This is a genomic window from Snuella sedimenti (assembly GCF_016428595.1).
GTDB lineage: Bacteria > Bacteroidota > Bacteroidia > Flavobacteriales > Flavobacteriaceae > Snuella > Snuella sedimenti.
The window spans coordinates 54,082-75,242 of the sequence record NZ_JAELVQ010000017.1; the positions used below are offsets into that span (position 1 = coordinate 54,082).

The 21,161-nt window shown below is 37.6% G+C and carries 11 protein-coding genes; 10 read left to right on the forward strand and 1 reads right to left on the reverse strand.

Going from position 1 to position 21,161, the window contains the following annotated elements; all coding sequences use genetic code 11:
- The first annotated feature begins 11 nt into the window (after positions 1-11).
- Together purU and JF259_RS12655 are read left to right on the forward strand one after the other, a co-directional pair.
- The gene (purU, locus tag JF259_RS12650) at positions 12-866 is read left to right on the forward strand and encodes a formyltetrahydrofolate deformylase (protein ID WP_199115701.1); all 855 of its coding nucleotides are present in this window, start codon (positions 12-14) and stop codon (positions 864-866) included.
- A 74-nt stretch (positions 867-940) separates the two neighbouring features.
- Positions 941-3,436 carry a GcvT family protein gene (locus JF259_RS12655; RefSeq protein WP_199115702.1) on the forward strand — a complete coding sequence of 832 codons (2,496 nt, stop codon included), beginning with the start codon at positions 941-943 and terminating at the stop codon, positions 3,434-3,436.
- A gap of 327 nt (positions 3,437-3,763) precedes the next feature.
- On the opposite strand, the gene JF259_RS12665 is transcribed toward JF259_RS12655, so the two are convergent.
- Positions 3,764-4,354, reverse strand: a complete 591-nt coding sequence (locus JF259_RS12665) for an RNA polymerase sigma factor (RefSeq protein WP_199115703.1) — start codon at positions 4,352-4,354, stop codon at positions 3,764-3,766.
- 103 nt (positions 4,355-4,457) lie between these two features.
- Between JF259_RS12665 and JF259_RS12670 the strand changes: the two genes are divergently transcribed.
- From JF259_RS12670 to JF259_RS12705, 8 genes are all read left to right on the forward strand, one after another.
- Positions 4,458-5,624 carry a FecR family protein gene (locus JF259_RS12670; RefSeq protein ID WP_199115704.1) on the forward strand — a complete coding sequence of 389 codons (1,167 nt, stop codon included), beginning with the start codon at positions 4,458-4,460 and terminating at the stop codon, positions 5,622-5,624.
- Between the two features lie 211 nt (positions 5,625-5,835).
- Positions 5,836-9,222: a SusC/RagA family TonB-linked outer membrane protein gene (locus tag JF259_RS12675; protein WP_199115705.1), complete on the forward strand. Its 3,387-nt coding sequence runs from the start codon at positions 5,836-5,838 to the stop codon at positions 9,220-9,222.
- 5 nt (positions 9,223-9,227) lie between these two features.
- On the forward strand, positions 9,228-10,718 hold the full coding sequence (locus JF259_RS12680) for a SusD/RagB family nutrient-binding outer membrane lipoprotein (protein WP_199115706.1): 1,491 nt from the start codon (positions 9,228-9,230) through the stop codon (positions 10,716-10,718).
- Positions 10,719-10,728: 10 nt separating this feature from the next.
- Positions 10,729-12,546: a LamG-like jellyroll fold domain-containing protein gene (locus JF259_RS12685; RefSeq protein WP_199115707.1), complete on the forward strand. Its 1,818-nt coding sequence runs from the start codon at positions 10,729-10,731 to the stop codon at positions 12,544-12,546.
- 85 nt (positions 12,547-12,631) lie between these two features.
- Entirely contained in the window at positions 12,632-14,275 is a 1,644-nt protein-coding gene (locus JF259_RS12690) for an alkaline phosphatase family protein (RefSeq protein WP_199115708.1), read from the forward strand.
- A gap of 327 nt (positions 14,276-14,602) precedes the next feature.
- Positions 14,603-16,426 carry a DUF3472 domain-containing protein gene (locus JF259_RS12695; RefSeq protein ID WP_199115709.1) on the forward strand — a complete coding sequence of 608 codons (1,824 nt, stop codon included), beginning with the start codon at positions 14,603-14,605 and terminating at the stop codon, positions 16,424-16,426.
- A gap of 396 nt (positions 16,427-16,822) precedes the next feature.
- Positions 16,823-19,366, forward strand: coding sequence for a phosphocholine-specific phospholipase C (locus JF259_RS12700; protein WP_233164259.1), 2,544 nt, complete (start codon positions 16,823-16,825; stop codon positions 19,364-19,366).
- 157 nt (positions 19,367-19,523) lie between these two features.
- Complete coding sequence (locus JF259_RS12705) at positions 19,524-21,155, forward strand: beta-N-acetylhexosaminidase (protein WP_199115710.1); 1,632 nt, start codon at positions 19,524-19,526, stop codon at positions 21,153-21,155.
- The last annotated feature ends 6 nt before the right edge of the window (positions 21,156-21,161 follow it).

Consider the following 21,161-nt stretch of genomic DNA (forward strand, 5'->3'; position numbering starts at 1 on the left):
AAACGATAATTATGAATAAAGTTACAATTTTAATTTACTGTAAGGATAGGCCAAATATAATTGCCAACGTAACAAGTTTTATAGGGGGTAATGGAGGGAATATTGTCTATGTTGATCAACATGTAGATAGCGAGCAGGATATATTTTTTATTAGGTTAGAAAGTGAATTTGATGGTTCAGCTTTTTCCCTTGAACGATTTAAGGAACTATTTAAAAATACTTTAGTTGGAAAGTTTGATATGAAGTGGCGTATGTATTCTTCAGAAACAAAACCAAAAATGGCTATTTTTGTATCCAAATATGACCATTGCCTTTATGATATATTGGGCCGTTACAACTCAGGGGAACTTAATTTAGAAATCCCCTTTATTGTTAGTAATCACAACAATTTAAGAGGCATAGCAGATAGTTTTAAAATTCCTTTTTATCACATACCCGTGACTAAAGACAATAAAGTTGAAGCAGAAAAAAAACAATTACAACTGTTACAGGAATATAATGTGGATTTTATTGTGTTGGCGAGGTATATGCAAATTGTTTCCAGTAAGTTGATCGATAATTATCCCAATAAAATTATTAATATCCACCATTCTTTTCTTCCTGCCTTTGTAGGAGCAAAGCCATACCATTCTGCTTATAGGAGAGGCGTTAAAATTATAGGAGCAACTAGTCATTATGTTACCGAAGAGCTAGATGCAGGCCCCATTATAGAACAAGGTGTAGCACATGTGTCACATACCCATACAGTCAATGACTTGATAGCCAAGGGGCGTGATATAGAAAAAATTGTTTTGGCTAATGCTATTAAATTACATGCCAACAGAAAGGTAATGGTTTACAATAATAAAACAGTTGTTTTTTATTAAGTGCTTCTTTATCTATCCATGTTTGGTTAGGGAGTAGTTGATGTTTATACTAAAATTAAAATATTAAAAATATTATGTCCGAAATTAAAACTTTATTTAATAATACACCTGTTAAGGCAGTGTTTGAAATACCTGAAGTAACCGTGCCTTCCCATGCCCGTGTTGTAATTGTTGGAGGCGGTATAGCTGGTGCATCAATAGCATATCATTTTGCGAAAGCTGGTTGGGAGAATGTCTATTTATTAGAACAAAGTAAATTGTCATCAGGGACTACTTGGCATTCTGCTGGTCAGGTGGGACAACTACGAAGCAGTTCGGCTCAGACTAGGGTGAATAAGGAATCTGCTTTACTATACGCCCGTTTAAAGAAGGAAACCGGTTACGATGCTGGTTGGTTAAACTGTGGGGGCTTGCAGTTGGCATCGTCAAAGGAAAGGATGCATCAGTTGGAACGTATGGCTTCTATGGCAGATGTATTTGGTGTGGAAGCAAAAATAATTTCACCCCAGGAGTGTTTAAAATATTGGCCGATGTTAAATACAGATGATTTGGTTGGCGGTGTATATCTACCGGGTGATGGTCGTGTTTTACCTGGTGAATGTACTATATCACTAGCCAGTGGAGCGATGCAAGGCGGTGTTAAAGTTATTGAGGGTATTGAAGTGCAGGAACTTACATACCGTGAAACATCAGCAGGTATAAAACGAATTAATGGCGTTAAAACCAATAAGGGGGAAATTAATGCCGAATGGGTTGTAATGGCTGGAAATATGTGGATGCGTCAATTGGGGTTAAAAGCAGGAATTGATATTCCGGTATACCCCTGTGAGCATCATTATGTGATTACAAAACCTATAGAGGGGGTTACAAGAAATGCACCATGTACTAGAGATCCGAATGCAGGATTGTATTTTAGGGCACTCGACGATGGAGGGTTAAAGCTAGGCGCATTTAAAAAACGTTCTAAGCCTTGGCAGATAGGAGATAAGGTCCCCAGCAAATTTGCTTTTGACTTACTTGAACCCGATTGGCCAGATTTTAAGGAACCTTTTGCAGATCATATGCATCGGTTAAAAGGAATTACTAGAGATAGTGTTGTTAAGTTTGTAAATGGCCCAGAAGCATTTACTCCAGATAACAATTTTATTATGGGGCAACCTCCTTTAACCGAAGGACTTTTTGTTTCTGGCGGATGGAATTCTGCAGGAATAGCATGTGCAGGAGGTGCAGGGAAATATACTGTAGAATGGATTGAAAATGGTGGAATGACTATGGATTTGAATTCTGTAGACATCCGTCGATTCATACCATTTCAAAATGGACGGAAGTATTTACAAGAACGCGTAAGCGAAGTATTGGGCTTGCATTATCAAATGGCTTGGCCAGGACGTCAGATGGAAACATCTAGAGGTGTGCGTTCTAGTGAACTGTATGAAAAACATAAAGCTAATAACGCTTGTTTTGGAGAAACGGCTGGATGGGAACGGGCATTATATTTTGCGCCTAAGGGCATTGAACCAAAAACCAAGTATTCGTTTGTTAGGCAAAATTGGCATGATTGGGTAATTGATGAGGTGAAAACATGTAGAAATAATGTTGCGATTTTAGATCAGTCGACGTTTGCCAAATACATTTTTAAAGGACCAGATGCCCTAAATATTCTTCAAGAATTATGTGGAGCAAATATTGACGTTGTAGTTAATCGTACAGTATACACAGGAATGTTTAATGAAAGAGGGACTTTTGAATCGGATTTAACTGTCCTTCGTCAAAGTAAAGATACATTTTACATTGTCACGGGAACTGGACAGCAATTAAAGGATTTTGATTGGATAGCCAAGCATATTGGTGATAGACAAGCCGAGATTAAAGATGTTACGGAAGCATTTAATGTTGTTTCCGTTATGGGACCTAATGCAGAAAAGGTACTATACAATTTAAATCCAGAGGTATTTCCTGTACAACCAGCCAAGTACGGTAGTGTCCGAAATTTTAATATTGAAGATCAACAGGTACAAGCTCTGCGCGTTAGTTATGTTGGTGAAATGGGGTGGGAACTCCATGTTCCGGTGGCAGCTACTTGTGCACTTTATGATGCAATTATTCAGTCTGGAGAAGTATTTGGAATCCGTCCAATAGGTAATCATGCTGTGTCGGCAATGCGTATTGAAAAAGGGTTTCGAGCTATTGGTCATGAATTATCACCAGATGAGACACCTCTCGAGGCTGGTTTGGGTTTTGCAATACATTGGGAAAAGGATTTTATAGGCAAGGCGGCTCTATTAAAGCAAAAAGAAGAAGGGCTTAAAAAACGCCTTGTTTGCTTTTTGTTAGATAATCAGGAAATTACCCTTTGGGGTACAGAACCCATTTTATGGAACGGTAAAATAGTAGGTTATACTACAAGTGCTTCGTATGGGCCTACAGCAGGAGCCAGTGTGGCAATGGGATATATAAGAAATCCTAATGGAGGAGGTGTTACAAAAGCAGATTTAGATGAAAACACATTTCAAATTACTAAAAATAATATTAACTATACGGCAAAAGCATCTTTCAAGTCATTTGTTTAATAAAACAAACGATATGTTTAAATATAAGTTCGTTTCAAGACCGTTTTTTAGTGAGTACTATAATTATTATACAAATTAATAGAGGTCACTATCTTTAGGCGTAGTAAATATATCAAAATATGGATGTTTTTAAAGGTTAAAATATTTTAGAGTTATCAGATCGGTTCAAAAAAGATTTGGATTGCATGGAATATCTTGCTGCAATTAAGTCCAAAACAGACGACAGCAGAGTCATTTAACTAATTGTCAATTTTTTGTCTTTAGCATAGATCATGAAAATTAAGTTGGCAAGTGATGTGTAGGACTTATCTTAAAGGAAGTTTATACTTAAAAAGTTTGCTTATATCCAAACAATAAAAATAAGACCGAATGTATTTTTTCTTTCATTTTTTTGCGAATAATAGCAAAGGCCTTACCCATTTGTTTTTCGACAGTATTAACAGAGACATTCTGAAATTCTGCAATTTCAACATATGTGAGGCCTTCTTTTTTATTTAACAAAAATGTTTCCTTACATTTTGTGGGCAATTGTTCTATTTCTTTTTCAACAAGAGCTATTAATCGATTGGTTTCATCGTCGTCGTTTTCATCCAGTATAGCATCCAGACCCTCAATATACTTTTTTTCTAATGCCGTAACAGCAATTGTTTTTCTATACTGATCTACAAATTCGTTGTAAACAGATTTGTATAGGTAATTTTTGATAGAAATATTAGAATTCAACTTTTCACGCTGTTGCCACATTCTAACAATGACATTTTGTACGATATCTTCCGACTTAAAATCATCCCTGGCCAGGTTACTGGCATAATCACATAACTTTTCATAATAGAGGTCTACTAGGTATGTATATGCCAATGTATTACCTTTTCTTAGGTGTTTGAGAAACTTTTTTTGATTTGAAAATGACGTTTTCAAAAGGGATTATGAGTTTATGTTTGAACAAATTTAATTTTTTTTTGTAAAAACATGGTGGTATAACAATTTTAGTTTCGTTATAGGGATATATGTTATGAAAAGTATGGATACAAAGGTTGAAAGTTTAATTATAAAATTTCTTACTAAAGAGGCTAATCTTGAAGAACTCCAACAATTAGAGCTATGGATTAGTAACCCTGATAATGAGAGCTTGTTTTTTGAATATATAAGAACCAATGCTTTTATAAATTTTGCTATGAGCAAGTACGATAAAAAAGCCGCCAAGACAAACTTGGTACGTCGTATAAAGCAAGAGAAAAACTCTTTTTATTATAGCTCTAAAATTTATAATGCCGTTAAGTATACAGCAGCAGCTATGGTAGTTGGCCTGCTAACAACAATGTATTTTTTTAGAAATGATATATTTAATACAGACAAGAAAAATATTCCTGTAATTACAAATAACAGTATAGAAGCAGGAACCGATGGTGCTATATTGACTCTTGAAGATGGATCTGTAGTGTCTTTGGAAAAAGGGGCATCTTTCCAAACACAAAATGCCAATAGTAACGGTCAGCAAATAGAATATAAACCTGGTAAACAAGAAACAGCCAAGGTAGCTTTTAATTACCTCACTATTCCGAGGGGGCGGCAATTTTTTGTAAAATTATCAGACGGTACTCGTGTATGGCTAAATTCAGAATCCCAACTAAAATACCCAGTAACATTTATTGAAGGAGAAAGCCGTCAAGTAGAGCTTGTGTACGGCGAAGCTTTTTTTGATGTATCTCCTAGTACAGAGCATAAGGGCGCAAAATTTACAGTTATTAATAATGCCCAGAAAGTTGAAGTATTGGGTACCGAGTTTAATATAAAAGCTTATAAGGACGAAGACCATGTGTATACCACATTGGTAGAAGGTAAAGTAGAGGTTAGTGCTTCGGCAGTAAAACAAATATTAAAACCTAATGAGCAATCTAACGTCAATAAGCTAAACAATAGTATCTTGGTGGAAGTAGTGGATGTTAAAGCAGAAATAGCCTGGAAAGATGGCATATTTAGTTTTAAAGGGAAGTCATTAAAGACAATCATGAAAGTACTGTCCAGATGGTATGATGTTAATATAATTTTTGAAAACAAAGATTTAGAATCTGTAAAGTTCAAAGGCGTTTTGGATAAAAACCAAACGATCGACGAAGTTTTATCCATAATGAAATCCAGCACGATTGATAATTACGAAATAAAAGACAAAACCATAATTCTAAAATAAATAATATCTAAAAATTATGCCTATGTAGTAGCTTAACATTATTTAAACAAAAAGGAGGATAAAGTTTAACCCGCTAAAGTTCTAACTCTACCCCCTTTAAAAGCATCATTAATCAATTAAAATGTTTAACTAATTAACAACAAACAAATTTATGCAAATTAAATTAACTAAAGACTGTTTTCAGTTTAGAAAGCGGCTTTTAATGATCATTATGAGGACATTCATATTCTTATGTTGTGTAACGGTTTTTTCCTTAACACCTAATAATATTGTTTCTCAAAACTCTAAAATTATAGTAGAAGAGAGCAAATTATTAACTGTTGATGAGGTTTTCGATCTTATCATGCAGCAGACGGATTATAGATTTTTTTATGAGGAAGGGATTTTTAAGGGTTTCCCTAAAATAAAAGTAAAGAAAGGTGTTATTAGTACAAATAAACTGTTAAAACAAAGCTTATCACAAGGCGATTTAAGTATTAAAGTAACAGAAAAGAATGCAATTATTATAGAAGAAAAGGCTCCAGAGCAACAAAAGTATAATATTTCGGGAACTGTAGTGGACCAGTCGGGACAGCCTTTGTTGGGAGCGAATATTATTGAAAAGGGAACAACCAATGGAGCTCAGACCGATTTTGATGGTAGTTTTTCTATGACTGTATCTAATAAAGAAGCTATTTTGGTAGTGTCTTATATAGGATTTGTCACTAAAGAAATATCAATTAATAATGAAACAACATTAACTATAACCTTAGAAGAAGATGCCGCAGAACTAGCAGAAGTGGTTGTAACAGCACTTGGGATTAGAAAGGAAAAGAAACGGGTAGGTTTTGCCATTCAAGAGGTAGAGGGAGAATCGCTTCAAAAAGCCGTTACACCCAATGTATTGGAATCGATGACAGGTAAAGTAGCTGGACTTATTGTTACCAGTAGTTCTGGAGAATTCTATTCCGATCCACAAATGTATATAAGAGGCCATCGTCCGTTACTCGTTATCGATGGCGTGCCCCAAACAAGAACAGACTCTTGGAATTTTTCATCAGACGATGTAGAAAGTATTACTGTACTTAAAGGAACTTCGGCAGCAGCACTATATGGTTCTGCAGGTAGAAACGGAGCCGTACAAATTACACTTAAATCTGGAAGGGGTGCTAATGGTACTGAGTTTAGTTTTAATTCGTCAACCATGTTCCAGAATGGATTTTTAAGGGTTCCAACGCCACAGTACCAATATGGTCCGGGCTCTAACGGTATTTATGAATATGGTACTGGAGCGGCAGGGAGTAATGGACTTAATGATTTCGACTATTCTATTTGGGGTCCTAAGTTTGATGGTAGGTTAATAAAACAATTTGATTCTCCAATCGATCCCGTTACAGGAGAACGTATTCCTACTCCTTGGGTGTCCAGAGGTAAAGATAACTTGAAGAATTTTATGGAAGTTGGTCTAGTAACTTCCAATAACATTACTATAAGAAATAGCAGCGAAAAAGGAAGTTATATTATTTCCAATTCTTATAAGTATGCTAAAGCTTCCACACCTGGACAGCGATTGGATATTAATACCTTAAGATTAAATGGAAATTTAATTCTATCGGATGCTATTGATGTTGATGCCTCCTTACAGTATAACTATCAATTTGCCGACAATAGGCTAAGAGGAGCTTATGGCCCTACATCGCCAGTTTATACCTTGGCTATTTGGGGAGCGGCCAATTTTGATATTAGGAATTTTAAAAATTACTGGGAGCCCGGTAAAGAAGGAATCCGTCAGTACTTTGTAGAGCACTGGCGATATAACAACCCTTATGCGCTGGCGCATGCCTGGAAAAAGCCATGGACAAAAAATGACGTATTGGCCTATTTAAAGGTTAACTTTAAATTAGGTGAAAACCTAAAGGGCTATGTGCGTTCTACAGTAAACAGTTACTCGCTTACCGATAATGAGGAAATATCCAAAGATATTTACGATTATTCAATACCAGATAGGCAAGGACGTTTTAGATATAATGCTTCAAGAAATTTTGAAAACAATACCGACTTTTTATTGATGTTCAATAAAGAAGTTAACAAAGACTTTACTATAGATGCCACCTTAGGAGCCAACCAAAGGTATTTAAGATATGAGTCAGAATATGCGTCTACAACACAATTGGTTGTACCTGAGGTGTTTACTTTGGAGAATTCAAAAGATAAAGTAACGCCATCTAGTTATAAAGAATATAAAGGTATTTACAGTGCATATGGTTCGGTAGACTTTTCGATTAAGAATTATTTATTTGTTGGCGCCACTGGAAGATTTGACAAATCGTCTACCATGCCAGAAGCAAACGACACCTATTTTTATCCATCCATTTATTCGAGTGTCATAGTAAGTGACTTGTTCGATTTACCAAAACCTATTAGCTATTTAAAGCTAAGAACCTCGTATGCAAAAGTGGGAAGTACTTTAGGAGTTTATGAGGGAATAGATTCTTACGGTACCGGGAATTGGAGAGATCTGCCTACAGCAGGTTACCCTAGTGTTATAAGAAATCCAGATTTAAGGCCAGCGGCGACAACATCTTACGAACATGGGGTGGATTTGAGATTGTTTAAAGGGCGTTTAGGTGTTGACTTTACCTATTATGAAAATGTTGATGGGCCAGGGATCTTTACACAACCATTTTCATCGGCTTCTGGATATTCTGGTACGCAGTTTAATGGTAGGGTAACTGAAACTAGGGGTATGGAAATTACGGTTACTGCTGTACCTTTTCAATCGAATGATTTTAAATGGGAAACCATGATCAATTTCAGTAAGTATAAAGAATATTTAACGTCCTTACCTCCTGCTGAGGACGGTACACCAAGGTTGAATGAAGGCAAAACGTTTTTGGGAGACCGATTATTTAATTATTGGTGGTATGACTGGGATAGATCGCCTGATGGACAGCTGATTATTGGAGATAATGGTTTACCTAAGCAAACAGACTTTACTGTGAATTTGGGGAATACACAACCCGATTTTGAAGGTAGTATAACCAATACGATTACGTATAAGAATGTATCCCTTAACGTTTTGATCGACGGTCGTTTTGGAGGCATAACATACGATAGGTATGAACGCGATATGTGGCGCTCTGGTACGCACCCCGATGCTATACACCCTGAGCGCGAACTATCTAATGTCGCCTACGCAACAGGAGGAGATCCAAAAACCATGCTTATAGAAGGCGTCTCTGTAGCTAGTGGAGATGTAACTTATGATCCAGAAGGGAATATTTTAGAAGACACCCGTGTTTTTGAACCAAATACAACTAAGATAGACTATCAAACTTGGGCACAACGCTATAAGGCAGCCTGGGAAAACCATGTTATTGAAAAAACTTTTGCTAAGCTTAGAGAAGTAACATTAACTTATAATTTTTCGTCTAAAATTCTGGATAAAACATTTTTTAAGAGAGCCTCTATTTCTTTGATCGGTAGAAATTTATTCTACTGGACTAAGGATAAAGACACCTTTGGTGATTTAGACACCTATACTGTGAGTACTGGAGACACCAATCTACAAATGCCTACGCAAAGGTCTTACGGCTTGAATATTAATTTACAATTTTAATAGTTATGATAAAGAAAATAACATTCAGTATAGCAATATTGGTATTGCTTGCAGGAACATTTAATAGCTGTTTGGATTATGACGAATTACGTGAGAATCCCAATGCACCTACAATGGTTCCTCCTAGTTTATTGTTTACACAGGCAACACCTACTACATCATCGGCGTTTTCTGGTGTGTATGAGTACCCGCAGTATCATATTCGAAGTAATTCCGATGGTAGCCCTATTAGTTATCGTTTTGGTAGCACAGGGTTCAATTATGGAACTTTGCGTAATGTCCTTAAAATGGAGGAAGAAGCCGATAGGGTCGATGCCCCCGTTTATAAAATAATGGCCAAATTTTTTAAGGCTTATTACTTTGTAGATATGTGTCGATCTCTGGGCGATGTGCCACTTAGGGAAGCACTTATGGCAGCCGAAAACACAAGGCCTAAATACGATACCCAAAAAACGGTTTATATACAATGTTTAGATTGGCTGGATGAAGCAAATAATGAATTAGGTGATTTTTTATTAAATAATCCTGGATATGTTTTAGAAGGTGATGGCTATTTTAATGGAGACCTCTCCAAATGGCAAAAAGTTATTAATGCCTATGCCATAAGGGTCATGTTAACATTGAGCAAAAAAGCCAACGATGCCGATTTAAATATTAAAGGAAGAATGGCTGCCATATTAAACAATCCAGATTCCTATCCTTTAATGACTAGTTTGGGAGATAATATGCAGTTGACACACCAAGATGAAGATGGGTATAGAGGATCTTACAATCCAAATAATGCAACAGCTAAAGTAGATATCATTTTGGCTAATACTTTTGTTGATATACTTAAGGATTATGAAGATCCACGATTAAAAGCGGTAGCCGATCCTACACCTAGTGCTATGGAAGCCAATTCCAATGAAGATGAGGTTAGAAACGATTTTAATTCTTATAACGGTGGTGACCCATCAGCATCAACAGCCGATAATATTCTGGTTAGATCCAGTGGCGGTATTTCCAACCCTAACGAAGACAGATACTGGAATTTTGTAGGGCAACCTACAGTGCTTATAGGTTATTTTGAACAAGAATTGAATATTGCTGAAGCAGCACACAGAGGTTGGGTATCTGTTGATGCCCAAGAACACTATAATAATGGGGTTAAGGCCTCTATGGAATTTTTCGGAGTTAATGAAGGCGAAGCCGATGCTTATTTAGCATCAAAGGCTCCATATATTACTGGAGATGCTGGTTTAACCAGAATCCATGAGCAAATGTATATTGCTTTTTTCGAGAATTCAGGTTGGGAATCTTTCTTTTTAACCAGGAGGACAGGTGTGCCTGTGTATAAGTTATCGGGAGAAAATCTAGTAGATAAGCTCCCAGTGCGTTGGGCATACCCACAATCTGAAAACGATAATAACTACGATAACTATAGAGCTGCATTAATTTCCCAATTTGGAGCAGAAATTGATGATAGAGATCAAGTAATATGGGAACTAAAAGATTAAAATATTTAAGATGAAAAAAAGAAATATAATAAAAGCATATACAGCTATACTTTGTCTTTTCATGTTTAAAGTTGTATTGTTAACGACAAACGGCTGTACACCCGATAGAGGTGCTGGATGGGGAGATGAAAGATACCTTTCAAATTTTGAATATTATTTTGATAATCCTAACCCTAAAACAGGCGAACCTTATACCGAAGAAGAACTCGCAGAGTTAACATGGAACCCTGCAAAGGAAGGTAAGTATGAGGAAGGAGAAGCTGTTGTATTACGTTTTGTACTGCCAAAACAGATACAGAATTTAAAAGTAACGAATACAGCCAATCAAGAAGAGTTATACAGTTTTGATTCTGCAGAAGCTTATGGTGATAAATTTAAAATAGAAATCTCTACGACATTACCAGAATTGGGGCTTCTTGAATTAAAAGATAACATATTCTTAAAATTCGATTTCACATATCAAGACGGAGCTGAGGGAAGTGTTATTTATAAAATTACGTATGTGAAAATAGAAGTAATAGACCCTAATGCTGATCTATCTAAAAATTTGGTGGGCTATTGGAGATTTAACGATCCAAATAATTTAGGAAAGGCAACTATTGGAAATGACCTTGTAATTGCAGGTGCTGGATCGCATAGTGCCATAGCAGGTGTTAATGCCGGAGATGGAGCTGCTTTAGTGGATACTGAGTCCTGGTACGAAGTCGACCATGGCATGCCAGCTGTAGGTGGCTCTAATGTAAACACTTATACCATGATCTGGGATGTTAAAGTGTCAGCTGCCAACCTTGGAAAGTATATTGATTTATTACAAACCAATACCGCTAATGATTCGGATGGGCCTGTATATATCAGTCCAGATGGTGGATTTTGGTTTAATGGTGGCGCCAGTGGATTTGCAGGTACCATTCAGGCAGACACATGGCACAGGATTGTATTGGCAGTTGATGCCCCTGAAGTACGATTTTATGTAGACGGTGTAGAGGTTTATACAGATGATTTGCTGGCTAGTGGAGATGGGTTATTCTCGTTAGATCTTGCTAAGTTCATCATATTCGGAGATAATAGTGGCGCTTCAGAAGATAACCCTATCGGTATTACGGAGTTTATGCTGTTTGATACGGCGTTCCCAGGCTCTGTTATTCAAAGTTTCCCGGCGGTTACCGAACCGGCTGTACCAAGTATTTCTCAAAATTTGGTTGGACGCTGGAAATTTGATGATGCAGCAGATTTAACAAAGGCCAGTTGTGGTAGTGACCTTGTAATTGCAGGTGCTGGATCGCATAGTGCCGTAGCCGGCGTTAACGCCGAAGATGGAGCTGCTTTAGTGGACATTGAGTCCTGGTACGAAGTCGACCATGGCATGCCAGCCGTAGGTGGTTCTAATGTAAACACCTATACCATGATATGGGATGTTAAAGTGTCAGCTGCCGACCTTGGAAAGTACATTGATTTATTACAAACCAATACCGCTAATGATTCGGATGGGCCTGTATATATAAGTCCAGATGGTGGCTTTTGGTTTAATGGTGGTGCCAGTGGGTTTGCAGGTACCATTCAGGCAGATACCTGGCACAGGATTGTGTTGGCAGTTGATGCTCCTGAAGTACGATTTTATGTCGATGGTGTAGAGATTTATACAGATGATTTGCTGGCTAGTGGAGATGGGTTATTCTCGTTAGATCTTGCTAAGTTCATCATATTTGGAGATAATAGTGGCACTAGCGAAGACAATCCGATAAGTATTACCGATTTCTTATTATTCGATAAAGCACTTAGTAAGGCAACAGTTGAAGGCTTACCAGCGGTAAATACCGCTTTATTTTAGTTGATTTGAGTTGATTTCTAAACATCTCCTTTATCCTTTTTTTTAAAGGAGGTGTTTTTTTTAAGTAACCTTTAAAAATGTGTTTATGAAACTCATAAAAATTATACTTATACAAATAGTCTTGTTGGGAACAGGCTGTAGCAGTTCTTCGTCAGAATCAAATCCAGAACCAGTAGAAGAGACATTGACCAAAAAAGTTTTGCTTTTGGGCTTGGATGGTTGCATGCCCGATGCCCTAATGGCTGCCAATACCCCCAATTTAGATGCTTTGATGGCCAATGGTACCTATTCACTCGATGCGCGAAATACAAGAACCACAGTAAGTGGACCAGGTTGGTCGGCCATGCTAACAGGAGTGTGGGAAGAGAAACATGGAGTGACCGATAATTCATTTAACGGGAAGAACTATGTTAATTACCCACATTTTTTTAAGTACGTAGAAGACAAGGATCCTGCCTACCGTACCGTATCCGTTTCGCAGTGGCATCCCATTAACGATATCATAGCAAAACCTTATGCAGATGTTATCGTAAATCCAGAAAATAACACCGAAGATGTAAAGAACCACGTGATAGCGCAACTGACGGTGGAAGAACTTACGGCCATGTATGTGGATTTTGATGCCCCGGATCATGCAGGTCATACTACCGGATTCGACCCTAACAACCCAACCTATATAGATGCGATAGAAAGTGTTGATCAGGCCATAGGAGAGATCATGCAAGCCCTAAAAGCTCGTGAAAATTACAATAAGGAAAATTGGTTGATCTTGTCAAGTACCGATCACGGAGGGATTGGTTATGGCCATGGAGGGAGTACCGATGAGGAACGTACTATTTTTGTAATAGCAAGTGGCGACCATATACCTAATAATGAAATAAAAAAAGAAACAACACAAGTTACCGTTCCACCAGCCGATAATTGCTTGGGCAGTAGCTATGAGTTAAAATTTGAAGATGCGGTTGTACAAGTTCCAAGTCAGCAAGACCTTAATTTTGGTAGTGACCAGGATTTTTCTATTGAATGTAGGATACGATCAAAATCCCCAGGCGATGTTGGGGTCATTGCAAAAAAGAACTGGAACAATGGTCTGCTTCCGGGGTATGTACTTTCCTTTAAGCCAAGTACAAAAAGTTTTAAGGTTAATATAGGCGATGGTACCAATCGAGTAGATGTAGAGGCAGGAGAGATTACCGATAATGCATGGCATATGGTAAGTGCTACGTTTGATAGGGATGGCCTTTTAAAAGTTTACGTAGATGGTGTCTTAAAGAATAGTGCCTCAATGGCATCCATTGGCAATATAGATAACGATCTTCCCTTTACAATGGGAGCCGATGGTAATTTAAATTGGCATTATAATGGTTATTTAGCAGAGGTAAGGATGTTCAATACCATATTGGAACCAGATACTATTGATAACTGGAACTGTAAGGTAATGGATAATTCTCACTCCCAATACGCCAACCTTTTAGGGCATTGGAAGCTAACCGAAGGAGAAGGAACCACCATATTAGATTCTGGGCCAAAAGGATACAACGGAACCCTGTCTGGAGGGGCATGGTTAGATGCTACCCAAAGTACGGTTGAGACTATAGACAATTATGACGATACACCTCGTACTGTCGATGTTGCTGTTACTGCACTAAACCATTTGTGCATACCTATAAAAAGCAGTTGGGATTTAGATGGAAAATCCATTATCAATTCTGATTGTTTAAATGATTAAACAATATTGTTTAATAATAGAGTCGTTTATGTATAGGGTTCTGTAGATTCTGGAAATTTAACCTAAACATCCTTTGCCGTTTATTGGAGAGCATGGTATTTGTAAAAGACCAATGCTAAAAAATGTACTAAACTATAATCTGGTTTGGGTACAACCGAACCTGAGGGATTCTTTATATAATATCGATTTTAAGATGTCTAAATAAGCTATTGGCAAGAGGCAATAGTATGAGAATACTAAAGATAGATAAAGCAATGTATAACCTATAAAAGTAACCACAATTGAATATTAAAATAATTTATTAACTATTAAACTAAACTAAAAACAATGAAAACAATTAAATTAGTATTACTAGTATGTATTTCATCACTCTTATGTAATTATTCATGTGATAAGGATGAAACTTTAAACGAGTCCGAGGACATGATAGCGGTCAATGCCGGAGGGCCTCCTCCCGCCAATAGCTTGTCCATATCGGTACCCTGTGAAGGGAATAGTTGGGTGGTAGATAATCCAACAGCGACTGACAATATAATTGTATCAGGAGGGATTAAAAATTGGACAAGTTCAAGTGACAAGATCAGAACTTATTTTTATGCCAAGGCAACAGGTTCAATAGAACTTGGGATTAAGGCAAAGTTTGCAGGAAATACCACATTAAAGGTTACTTTTGATGGTGTTTCACAAGAAAAAACATTTTCGAGTTCCAATAATTTTAAAAAACATTATATAGGCTCGGTTACCATTAACCAAGTAGGCTATTATTATGTAGAATTGGAAGGTGTTACAGCTGGTGGAGGTTCCTTTGGAGAGATATCAGATGTGTTGCTTGGTGACAACGCTTGGTCGTCTAACATCACCTATGTCGAATCAGATTGGTTTTATTGGGGGAGACGTGGGCCTTCCTGTCATTTAGGTTATGAAGAACCAGCCAATAAGGACATTACTTGGTTTTATAACGAGGTAACAGTACCAGTAGGAATGGATCCGGTAGGATCGTATTTCATGGCCAATGGTTTTTCTGGGGGGTATTTTGGAATGCAGGTAAACAGTGAAACAGATAGACATATTTTGTTTTCGGTATGGAGCGCTTACGATACACAGGACCCTAACCAAATTCCTGCAGAATATACCGTAATTCCATTAGGCTATGGCGATGGTGTAACAGTAGGTGAATTTGGAGGCGAAGGGTCTGGAGCCCAAAGTTATTTGAACTTCCCTTGGGTTGCAGGAAACACCTATAAATTTTTGTTGAAAGGTGAGTCAAATGTTGCCAATTCTACCGATTATACGGCATATTTTTACGCTCCTGAGGTTGGAGAATGGAAATTGATAGCCAGTTTTAGAAAGCCATACTCTTCAGGGCCACATTTAACAACCCTATATTCATTTATAGAAAATTTCCATACAACAATGGGTGATGAAACAAGACTTGCAAATTATGCAAATCAATGGGTATATGACACCCAAGGCAATTGGTATGAAATGACAACCGCTCAGCTTGGTGTGGATAGCACAGCAAGTAATGACGTTAGATTTGATTATGATGGCGGTGTAAGTTCGACCAGTTCAAACAGCTTTTATTTAAGAAACTGTGGTTTCTTTAGTGATAATGGAGTGCCTTATTCCTCACATACAAGATCAGCAAATGGAGTGGCTCCTAATATCAATTTTTCACAATTAGAAGTGCCATCCATACCTGTGCATACCGAGGTGGATAGATCGGCATGGTCTGTTATCGATTACAGTTCTCAGGAAGATCAAGGAGGCGAAGGATCTACCGGACGTGCAGCCGATGTGCTGGATGGTAATGTTAATACGTACTGGCATTCGTGCTGGTCTGGATGTTCTGCCGCACCACCCCACCATATTACGGTGGATGCAGGAGCAGCAATTACTGTTGACGGTTTTAGGTTTGTTCAAAGGCAATCACTTAATAGGACTGTAAAGGATATCGAAATACAGGTGAGTAATGATAATTCGAACTGGCAAAGTTTAGGTGATTTTGTGTTAGCTAAGACAACTGCAAATATAGATATTAATTTGCCCTCACCCGCAACGTTTAGATATTTTAAATTTATAGCCAAGGTGGCCCACGATGGCACAAATAATGCATCTATGGCTGAAATATCAGCTTATTTGATAGAGTAATAAAGCCTCTTAAAATATACCATACTCCTCCATTTTCAATAAATTTTGAAAAGGAGGAGTTTTATAGTTTAAAAGACCTTTTAGTAAATAATTTTATAGTGCTAATTCCTTTTAAACTATTTAAAAAAGTATAGTTTATTAAGGTTAAAAGTGTTAACGATCTAACAAATAATGCAGCCAAAGAATTAACGACCTATGTAAACTATACTATTATTGTTGTTATATGGTTAAGAATTTAAAACCGGAGTTTAGCAGTGCTAAATGAGGGTTTTCATAACGAAAAGTGGTGAAAAAAGGGGCATAACAAAACCAAAAGGTGGAATTTAAACAGTCTCTAAGCCTTTCAAATAGAACAGAAATTATATTGAGCCTTATTTTAGATAAAAAAAAGAAATTATGAGTACAAGAAGAGATTTTTTAAAGCAGGCAGGATTGTTAACTGGCGGATTGGGTGTTGTAGGTAGCTTACCAGCTTCCATCCAGCGCGCTCTGTCTATCGATCCTGAAATAGGTAGTACCTTCGAGGATGCCGAGCACATTGTTTTGTTAATGCAGGAGAATAGGTCTTTCGACCATTGTTTTGGAACGCTAAAGGGCGTTAGGGGTTTTAACGATCCCCGAGCGATTACACTGCCCAACCGGAATCCGGTCTGGTTGCAGTCCAATAAAAAAGGAGAGACTTATGCGCCTTTCCGATTGGACATGAAGGCGACCCGTGCTACCTGGATTGGTGACCTACCTCATTCGTGGAGCAACCAAGTTGATGCACGCAATAATGGAAAGTATGATAATTGGTTAGAGGCCAAGAAGACGCACCGCAAAGCTTATAGGGATATGCCATTGACCATGGGGTATTACAACAGGGAAGACATTCCCTTTTATTATGCTTTTGCAGATGCGTTTACTGTCTTCGATCAGCATTTTTGTTCCAGTTTAACAGGAACAACACCTAACAGAAACTTTTTTTGGTCAGGAAAAATTAGAAATACCCCTACCTCAAAGCCATGTCTTATAAATAGTGAAACCTATTACAATAATGAAGCTAACTGGAAAACATTTCCAGAGCGTTTGGAAGCGCATGGTATCCCCTGGCGGGTTTATCAAAACGAGATCAGTCTTCAAACCGGTTTGAGCGGAGAGGAAGAGGCCTTATTGGCCAACTTTACCGATAATAATTTTGAGTTTTTTAGTCAGTTTAACGTACGCTTCAGTAAAAGCCATCAAAGTTTTTTAAAAAAACGTTTTAGCGAGCTTCCCGACGAAATCAGTGAATTAGAGCGAAGCATTGAAGAATTACCAAAACAATCAGTCCAAAAGTTAAAAAACAAATTAAAACAGAAAAAAAGTCAGTTACTAAAAATAAGCCGGGAATTAGAAATTTGGAGTCCTGAAAACTTTGAAAAACTTACCGAATTCCAAAAGAACATTCATAAAAAAGCATTTACTACAAATAGTAACGATCCCCATTATCATGAGACGGAAGCCTTAACCTTTGATGATAATGGTGAAGCGAGAACCCTTGAAATACCTAAGGGAGACATCCTTCATCAGTTTAGGGAAGATGTTAACAATGGAAAATTACCAACTGTATCCTGGTTGGTGGCGCCACAAAAGTTTTCCGACCATCCTAGTGCCCCATGGTTTGGTGCTTGGTATGTGTCTGAAGTGCTGGATATCTTAACAAAAAATCCAGAAGTTTGGAAAAAAACAATATTTATTCTTACCTATGACGAGAATGATGGTTATTTTGATCATGTACCTCCGTTTGTTGCACCAAATCCAAAGCAAAAAAATAAAATATCACAAGGCATAGATGCAACGTCCGAATATGTCACTTTAGAAGAAGAAATTAAAAAGCGAGGTGTCAAGCCAGAATATGCCAGAGAGAGTCCCGTTGGTTTGGGGTATCGAGTTCCTATGATCGTGGCCTCGCCATGGACCCGTGGAGGATGGGTAAACTCTGAGGTATGCGATCTTACATCACCACTACAATTCATGGAAAAGTTCCTAAATAGAAAAACAGGTAAACCGATTAAAGAAACCAACATAAGCAGTTGGCGTAGGGCTATTTCAGGAGATATAACTTCAGCCTTTAGGCCTTTCGAACCCTCAACATTCAACTTCTCTGACTTTGTGGATCGCGATTCGTTTATGCAGGATATTTACAAAGCAAATTTTAAAGCCCCACCGTCGAGCTTTAAGGCGTTGACAAATGAGGAGGTAACCGCAGTGCGTTCGGGAAATCTCAGCCTTCCATTTATGTCTGTACAAGAACCAGGGATTAAGGATTCCTGCGCTTTGCCTTACGAACTTTACATACATGATACTTTGGACAAAAACAATGGTTTAATTCAGTTGTCCTTTCGAGCTTCTAATGCCGTTTTTGGAGACAAAACATCAGGAGCACCGTTTAACGTATATGCACCTGGAAATTATTTGCAGGAAGATGCTTCAGGGAAAAAGGATTTTCTACCCGTTAAGACATGGCCGTTTGCGGTTGAGGCAGGGGAACAGGTAACAGATGCTTGGGCCTTGGATCATTTTGAGGACGGGAATTACCATTTACGAGCCTATGGTCCCAATGGATTTTATAGGGAGTACAAAGGAAATATTGCAGACCCAGAATTAACCATTGTTTGCCATTACGAAAAATCAGGACGCTTTTTAAAGAAGCTATCAGGAAATATAGAGTTGGAGATAATTAATGGTTCTGGAAAAGAACATACGGTAGAAATTATGGATCATGCTTATAGTCTATCTAAAACGAATCATGTAGTTGCGAATGAATCAAAACGTATAGTATTAAAATCTAGTGAAAGTTATGGTTGGTATGATTTTTCTGTGAAGGTTAAAGATGTAAAAACCTTTGAAAGACGTTTTTCGGGTAGGGTAGAAACAGGCAAGCACTCTAAAACAGATCCGTTTATGGGACGTGTTTAGTAGAAAAAAATCCTCAGGACTCTGTCTTAAGGGGGGGGCGTTTCAAGACCGTTTTTTAGTGAGTACTATAATTATTATACAAATTAATTTGTATTCTAAACAATTAACCAATAAGTTTGTGTTCGAGCACAAAACATAAATTTCTAAAAAACAAACCATGCGCTATTATTCTTTTTTCATTTTTTTGCTAGTGATATCCATAAGTAGCTGTGCAGAAAAAAACAGAACGTTTCAATCATCAGAAGTAACTATCATTCCAAAGCCATCAAAGCTAACTTTGGGAGAATTTTCGTTTGCCTTTAAGGAAGGGATAACTGTTTCTGTTGAAACAGAGGAGCAACAAATTGCGGCAAATCACTTAATTAATACAATAGCTAATGAAACTGGTAATAAATTGGAGTTAGTAAAAGGAGCTTCTGCTAACGTAATGTTTAAGGAGGTTGATGGTTTGCAGACGGAAGCATACCAATTAAATATAAAACCAAATCAAATTACAATAAGTGCAAGTGATGCGGCTGGTTACTTCTATGGCGTACAATCCATACAGCAAATGCTAACACCAGAAACACCAGAATCAGGAAAAGGTGATAAAAAATGGTTAGTACCTTGTGTTAGTATAGAAGATGCGCCCCGTTTTAACTGGCGAGCCTATATGCTTGATGAATCACGTTACTTTCATGGTGAAGCTTTTGTAAAGCAAATTTTAGATCAAATGGCATTGCTAAAGATGAATATATTTCATTGGCATTTAACCGACGATGCGGGTTGGCGTATAGAAATAAAAAAGTACCCACTTTTAACCGAAGTAGGTGGTTTTAGGGCAGACAGTGAAATTGAAACCTGGGGGAGCGGAAAAACGTCGGGAGAGCCACACGGAGGATTTTATACACAAGAGCAAGTTAAGGATATTGTAGCCTATGCGGCAGAAAGAAATATTACCATTGTGCCAGAGTTTGAGATGCCTGGGCACTCCAGTGCAGCGATTGCTGCATATACTTGGTTGGGTACAGCAGGTGAAGACATAGATGTCCCAGTGAAATTTGGAAGGCATTTCGATAACTATGACGTAACAAAACCCGAAGTTGAGCAATTTGTAAAAGATGTTTTAAAAGAGTTGTTTGAGTTATTTCCTTCCAAAGTAATTCATATAGGAGGTGACGAAGTAGGCTATAAAGTTTGGGAAGAATCAAAACATGTGCAACAATACATGAAGGAAAACGGTATCAATACGCCTGCCGATTTACAGATCGCCTTTACCAATAAGATTTCAAAATTTATTGAAGAGAATGGAAGAAGAATGATGGGGTGGAATGAGATTATGGGAATCAATGTCCACAAAGGCTTTGAGGAAAAGAAAGACGATAAAGAAGCCGAAACCGAGTTGGCCAAGAATGTAGTTGTGCATTTTTGGAAAGGAAATTTGGAACTAGCCACAGAAGCAGCTAAGAAAGGTTACGGTATTGTGAATTCATTACATAGCAATACATACTTGGATTATGGTTATAACAACATAAGTTTAGAAAAAGCCTATAGTTTTAATCCTATACCAAAAGGTTTAGAGGCTCAGTATCATAAAAATATTTATGGGTTAGGATGTCAAATGTGGAGTGAATGGACGCCTACTAATAAAGATGTGGAACGTCAAACATTCCCAAGAATTGCTGCCTATGCAGAAGTTGGTTGGACAGCATTGGAAAATAAAGACTTTAACAGTTTTAAGGTGGCTTTAAACAAGTTGCAAAGCCGCTGGGACGATTTGGGCATTAACTATGCGAAAGTGTTAGAGTAAATAGAA

Coding starts and splice junctions, on each gene's coding strand:
- JF259_RS12680 (WP_199115706.1), top strand. CDS start 9,228: ATGATAAAGAAAATAACATTCAGTATAGCAATATTGGTATTGCTTGCA.
- JF259_RS12695 (WP_199115709.1), top strand. CDS start 14,603: ATGAAAACAATTAAATTAGTATTACTAGTATGTATTTCATCACTCTTA.
- JF259_RS12685 (WP_199115707.1), top strand. CDS start 10,729: ATGAAAAAAAGAAATATAATAAAAGCATATACAGCTATACTTTGTCTT.
- JF259_RS12655 (WP_199115702.1), top strand. CDS start 941: ATGTCCGAAATTAAAACTTTATTTAATAATACACCTGTTAAGGCAGTG.
- JF259_RS12690 (WP_199115708.1), top strand. CDS start 12,632: ATGAAACTCATAAAAATTATACTTATACAAATAGTCTTGTTGGGAACA.
- JF259_RS12675 (WP_199115705.1), top strand. CDS start 5,836: ATGAGGACATTCATATTCTTATGTTGTGTAACGGTTTTTTCCTTAACA.
- JF259_RS12705 (WP_199115710.1), top strand. CDS start 19,524: ATGCGCTATTATTCTTTTTTCATTTTTTTGCTAGTGATATCCATAAGT.
- JF259_RS12700 (WP_233164259.1), top strand. CDS start 16,823: ATGAGTACAAGAAGAGATTTTTTAAAGCAGGCAGGATTGTTAACTGGC.
- purU (WP_199115701.1), top strand. CDS start 12: ATGAATAAAGTTACAATTTTAATTTACTGTAAGGATAGGCCAAATATA.
- JF259_RS12670 (WP_199115704.1), top strand. CDS start 4,458: ATGGATACAAAGGTTGAAAGTTTAATTATAAAATTTCTTACTAAAGAG.